This is a genomic window from Kitasatospora sp. NPDC054768, from assembly GCF_053612025.1.
On the sequence record NZ_JBSHBN010000289.1, the window covers coordinates 1 to 5,592 of the forward strand.

Sequence of the window (5,592 nt, forward strand, 5' to 3'; positions counted from 1 at the left end):
CCCCGGGGCGGTGTCCGCGGCGGCGGACGCGGGCGTGGGGGCCGTCGCGGCCAGCCGGGCGGCGGCCACCGCGCCCGCGCCCAGACGCCAGGCGGTTGCCACGCGGTGCCCCGCCGTGCGGGACGCCCTCGGCCGGCGGCGGCCCTCGACGGGGCCGGTGGGACGGGATGTGCGAGTCATACGGGAGTCCTTTCGTCCGTGGCCGGGCGGTCGCGCGCTCCTCGGTCGCGGCGCTCCTCCCGACGCGTCCCACCGTTCCGCACCTCGCTGGCAGACCCCTGGCAGACCGCTGGCAGCCTCCCCGGCCGGCAGGCCTGCGGCTCCCCGTCGCGGGGGGCACGGCCGGCCGGCGGCCGTGCCCCGGCCCTGAGGGGGCGCGGCCCTGCGGCGCGCGGCGCGCAGTGGCGCGGATCACAGCGGGTCGGGCGGGGTCGGCGAAATGCGGGGGCCGCCGGGGTGGTTGGCACGGGCGACCGCTTCCGCCCCGGCGCACACCATCGCTGCCGCTACCGCGAGGAATCCCATGACCGTCACCGAGAACCCGGCCTCCCGCGCGGCCGGGATCCTGTCCCGGCCCGTCACGATCAACGGGCTGACCGTGCCCAACCGCATCGCGATGGCGCCGATGACGCGCAGGTTCTCCCCCGGCGGCGTACCCGGCGAGGACGTGCGCTCGTACTACGCCCGCCGCGCCGCCGCGGGCGTGGGCCTGATCGTCACCGAGGGCACGTACGTCGGCCACGAGTCGGCCGGCCAGAGCGACGACATCCCGCGCTTCCACGGCGAGGAGCAGCTGGCCGGGTGGGCCCGCGTCGCCGAGGACGTCCACGCGGCGGGCGGCACCATCGTGCCGCAGCTCTGGCACATCGGCATGGTGCGCAAGCAGGGCGACCCGCCGTTCGCCGACGCCCCCGCCGTCGGCCCGTCCGGGATCCGGCTGGACGGGACCGAGGGAACCGGGCGGGCGATGACCCGGGCCGACCTGGACGCCGTCATCGGCGCGTTCGCCGAGGCCGCCGCTGCCGCCGAGCGGATCGGCTTCGACGGCGTGGAACTGCACGGCGCGCACGGCTACCTGCTCGACCAGTTCCTGTGGGCGGGCACCAACCGCCGCACCGACGCCTACGGCGGCGACGCGGTCGCCCGGACGGCGTTCACGGCCGAGCTCGTCGCCGCGGTGCGCGAGGCCGTCTCCCCGGAGTTCCCGGTGATCTTCCGCTACTCGCAATGGAAGTCGGAGAACTACGAGGCCCGTCTCGCCGAGACCCCCCAGGAGCTGGAGGCGATCCTCGCCCCGCTCGCCGCGGCCGGCGTCGACGCCTTCCACGCCTCGACCCGCCGCTACTGGGTCCCCGAGTTCGAGGACTCGGACCTCAACCTCGCCGGCTGGACCAGGAAGCTCACCGGCCGCCCCGCCATCACCGTCGGCTCGGTCGGCCTCGACGGCGACTTCGTCCGCGCGTTCGCGGGCGAGGGCTCCCCGGTCCGGGGCATCGACAACCTGCTCGACCGGCTGGAGCGCGACGAGTTCGACCTGGTCGCCGTCGGCCGCGCCCTGCTCCAGGACCCGCAGTGGGCCGCCAAGGTCCTCTCCGGCCGCTTCGACGACCTGCGCCCCTACGACGCCGCCGCGATCCGCACCCTGAGCTGACCGCCGCGCCCGAGGGCCCGGCCGCACCGCCCGTGCGGCCGGGTCCGGCGGGCTGGGCGAGGCCCGACCCCGGGCCCCACTGCCCCACTGCCCCACAACCCGACTGTCCGGCAGCCGAGTTGGCGGGCCGGCCCGAGCGTCGGCCTGCCTCCGCCACGACCCCGCGCCGCACCCCCGGGCAAACGGGCCCCACCCTACCCGGACGTCCCGTCGCCCGTCGGGGAACCGGGGAGGATGCGTCAAGGTCCCGGCAACGGGACCCCGGCCCGGCGCGTCGCCGCCGCCGATCGGCTAGCGTGGGGCGCTCCCCGACCGACACCCCTTCCTGGAGCACAGCGCCGTGTCCGACAGCTTCGCGCACCTGCACGTCCACACCGAGTACTCGATGCTGGACGGGGCGGCGAAGAACGGCAAGCTCTTCGCCGAGGCGGAGAGACAGGGTATGCCCGCCATCGCGATGAGCGACCACGGCAACATGTTCGGCGCCTACGAGTTCTTCCACTCCGCCGCGAAGACCGGGGTGAAGCCGATCATCGGCATCGAGGCGTACGTCGCCCCGGCCTCCCGCTTCCTGAAGAAGCAGGTGTTCTGGTCGCCGGGCGGCCAGCGCCCGTCCGGCGCCGACGGCGAGGGCGGCAAGGACGTCTCCGGCGGCGGCCGCTACACCCACATGACCATGTGGGCACAGAACGCCACCGGTCTGCGGAACCTCTTCAAGCTCTCCTCGCTCGCGTCGATGGAGGGCTACTACATGAAGCCCCGGATGGACCGCGAGCTGATCGCCGCCAACGCGACCGGCATCATCGCCACCACCGGCTGCCCCTCCGGCGAGGTGCAGACCCGGCTGCGGCTCGGGCAGTACGAGGAGGCTGTCAAGGCGGCCGGCGCCTACCAGGACATCTTCGGCAAGGAGAACTACTTCCTGGAGCTGATGGACCACGGCCTGTCCATCGAGAAGGACGTCCGCGAGGACCTCCTGCGCCTGGCCAAGCAGCTGAACATCCCGCTGCTGGCCACCAACGACTCGCACTACGTGACCGCCGACCAGGCCGACGCCCACGACAGCCTGCTCTGCGTCGGCGTGGGCAAGAACAAGGACGACCCGAACCGGTTCAAGTTCAACGGCAGCGGCTACTACGTGAAGACCGCCGAGGAGATGCGCGAGCTCTTCCGCGAACTGCCGGAGGCCTGCGACAACACGCTCGCGATCGCCGAGCGGGTCGAGTCGTACGACGAGGTCTTCAACTACGTCGACCGGATGCCGCAGTTCGACGTGCCGGAGGGCGAGACCCAGGCCTCGTTCCTGCGCCAGAAGATCGCCGCCGGCCTCAAGCACCGCTACGGCGACAACCCGAGCCAGGAGGTGCTGGACCGGGTCGAGCTGGAGATGGGCGTCATCTCCCCGATGGGCTTCGACGCGTACTTCCTCGTGGTCGCCGACATCTGCCAGTACGCCCGGGACAACGGCATCCCGGTCGGCCCGGGCCGAGGCTCGGCGGCCGGCTCGATGGTCTCCTACCTGACCCGGATCACCGAGCTGGACCCGCTGGAGCACGACCTGCTGTTCGAGCGGTTCCTGAACCCCGAGCGCATCAACCCCCCGGACGTCGACATCGACTTCGACGACCGCCAGCGCGACCAGATGGTGCGCTACGTCACCGAGAAGTACGGCTCCGCCTACACCGCCCAGGTCAACACCTTCGGCACGATCAAGGCCAAGGCCGCCGTCAAGGACGCCAACCGCATCCTCGGCTACCCGTTCGCGATGGGCGACCGGATCACCAAGGCGATGCCGCCGGACGTCATGGGCAAGGGCGTCCCGCTGGCGGACCTCTTCAACGAGAAGCACCCGCGGTACAACGAGGGCACCGAGATCCGCTCGCTGTACGAGAACGAGTCCGACGTCAAGAAGATCATCGACACCGGACTGGGCATCGAGGGCCTGATCCGCGGCACCGGTGTGCACGCCGCCGCCGTCATCCTCTCCTCGACGCCGCTGCTCGACCTCATCCCGCTGCACATGCGGGACAAGGACGGCGTGATCATCACCGGCTTCGACTACCCGTCGTGCGAAGCCATGGGCCTGATCAAGATGGACTTCCTGGGGCTGCGGAACCTGGGCATCATCGATCACTGCATCAAGATCGTCAAGGCCAACCGGGGCGTGGACGTCGACATCGAGAAGATCCCGATCGACGACCCCACCACCTACCAGCTGCTGGCCCGCGGCGACACCCTCGGCGTGTTCCAGCTCGACGGCGGCCCCATGCGCGCCCTGCTCAAGCTGATGAAGCCCACCGAGTTCGCCGACATCTCCGCCGTCTCCGCGCTCTACCGGCCCGGCCCGATGGGCATGAACTCCCACACCAACTACGCGCTCCGCAAGAACGCCCAGCAGGAGATCATCCCGATCCACCCCGAGCTGGAGGAGCCGCTGAAGGACGTCCTCGGCCCCACCTACGGCCTCATCGTCTACCAGGAGCAGGTCCAGCGCGCCGCCCAGGTGCTCGCCGGCTACTCGCTCGGCCAGGCCGACCTGCTCCGCCGGGCGATGGGCAAGAAGAAGAAGGAGGTGCTGGAGAAGGAGTTCGTCCCCTTCCACGCCGGCTGCAAGGAGCGCGGCTACTCCGACGAGGCCATCCAGGCGGTCTGGGACGTCCTGGTCCCGTTCGCCGGCTACGCGTTCAACAAATCGCACTCCGCCGCGTACGGCCTGGTCTCCTACCAGACCGCCTACCTCAAGGCCAACTACCCCGCGGAGTACATGGCCGCGCTGCTCACCTCGGTCGCCGACGACAAGGACAAGATGGCGGTCTACCTGGCCGAGTGCCGGCAGATGGGCATCAAGATCCTCTCCCCCGACGTCAACGAGTCCGTGGTCGACTTCACCGCCGTCGGCAGCGACGTCCGGTTCGGCCTCAAGGCCGTGCGCAACGTCGGCGTACCCGTGATCGAGTCCCTGGTGCGCACCCGCGGCGAGCAGGGCAAGTACACCTCCTTCGCCGACTTCCTGGACAAGGTCGAACTGGTGGTGTGCAACAAGCGCACCGTCGACTCCCTCGTCAAGGCGGGCGCCTTCGACTCCCTCGGCCACACCCGGCTCTCGCTCAGCACCGTGCACGAGAGCGCGATCGACGCCGTCACCGGGCTGAAGAAGCAACAGGCCATCGGCCAGGACGACCTCTTCGGCGCCCTCGACACCGGCAACGACGGACCCGGCATCGGGCTGGACTTCCAACTCACCGAGAACGAATGGCCCCGCCGCCAACTCCTCGCCCTGGAACGCGAGATGCTCGGCCTCTACGTCTCCAGCCACCCGCTCGACGGCGCCGAGCACATCCTCTCCCAGAGCCGCGACACCTCGATCGCCGAACTCCTCGGCTCCGGCCGCTCCGAGGGCGAGGTGCGCCTCTCCGGCCTGATCACCGGCGTCGACCGGCGGATCAACAAGGCCGGCAACGCGTGGGCCATCATCACCCTCGCCGACCGCGACGGCTCCGTCGAGGTGCTGTTCTTCCCCGCGACCTACAACCTGATGGCCGAGCAGATGATCGAGGACAACGTCATCTCGATCCGCGGCCGGCTCAACGAACGCGACGGGTCCCTGAGCGTCTTCGGCCAGGAGATCACCACCCTCGACGTCTCCTCCGCCGAGCTCGGCACCAAGCCGCCGGTGCACATCACCGTCCCGGCCGCCCGGATCAACCCCCAGGTGGTCGCCGAACTCAAGCTCGCCCTCCAGGCCCACCCCGGCGACGTCCCGGTCCGGCTGCGCACCACCAACTGGGACAAGGACACCCTCTACGAGCTCGGATACCGGGTGAACCCGGACAACGGGCTCGCCTCGGACGTCAAGACCCTCCTCGGCAACCGCGCCTGGGTGGGCGCAGCCGTCCGGTCCTGACCGGCGCCGGGCCCGCCGCTTCCGGTCAGGACGGAAG

2 protein-coding genes are annotated in these 5,592 nt (G+C 71.0%); both read left to right on the forward strand.

Annotated features, from left to right (window positions below; genetic code table 11):
• Positions 1 to 523: 523 nt before the first annotated feature.
• Positions 524 to 1,651 carry an NADH:flavin oxidoreductase gene (locus tag ACWGKU_RS40230; RefSeq protein WP_380549655.1) on the forward strand — a complete coding sequence of 376 codons (1,128 nt, stop codon included), beginning with the start codon at positions 524 to 526 and terminating at the stop codon, positions 1,649 to 1,651.
• Between the two features lie 340 nt (positions 1,652 to 1,991).
• Positions 1,992 to 5,555: a DNA polymerase III subunit alpha gene (gene dnaE / locus ACWGKU_RS40235; RefSeq protein WP_401046011.1), complete on the forward strand. Its 3,564-nt coding sequence runs from the start codon at positions 1,992 to 1,994 to the stop codon at positions 5,553 to 5,555.
• Positions 5,556 to 5,592 lie beyond the last annotated feature (37 nt).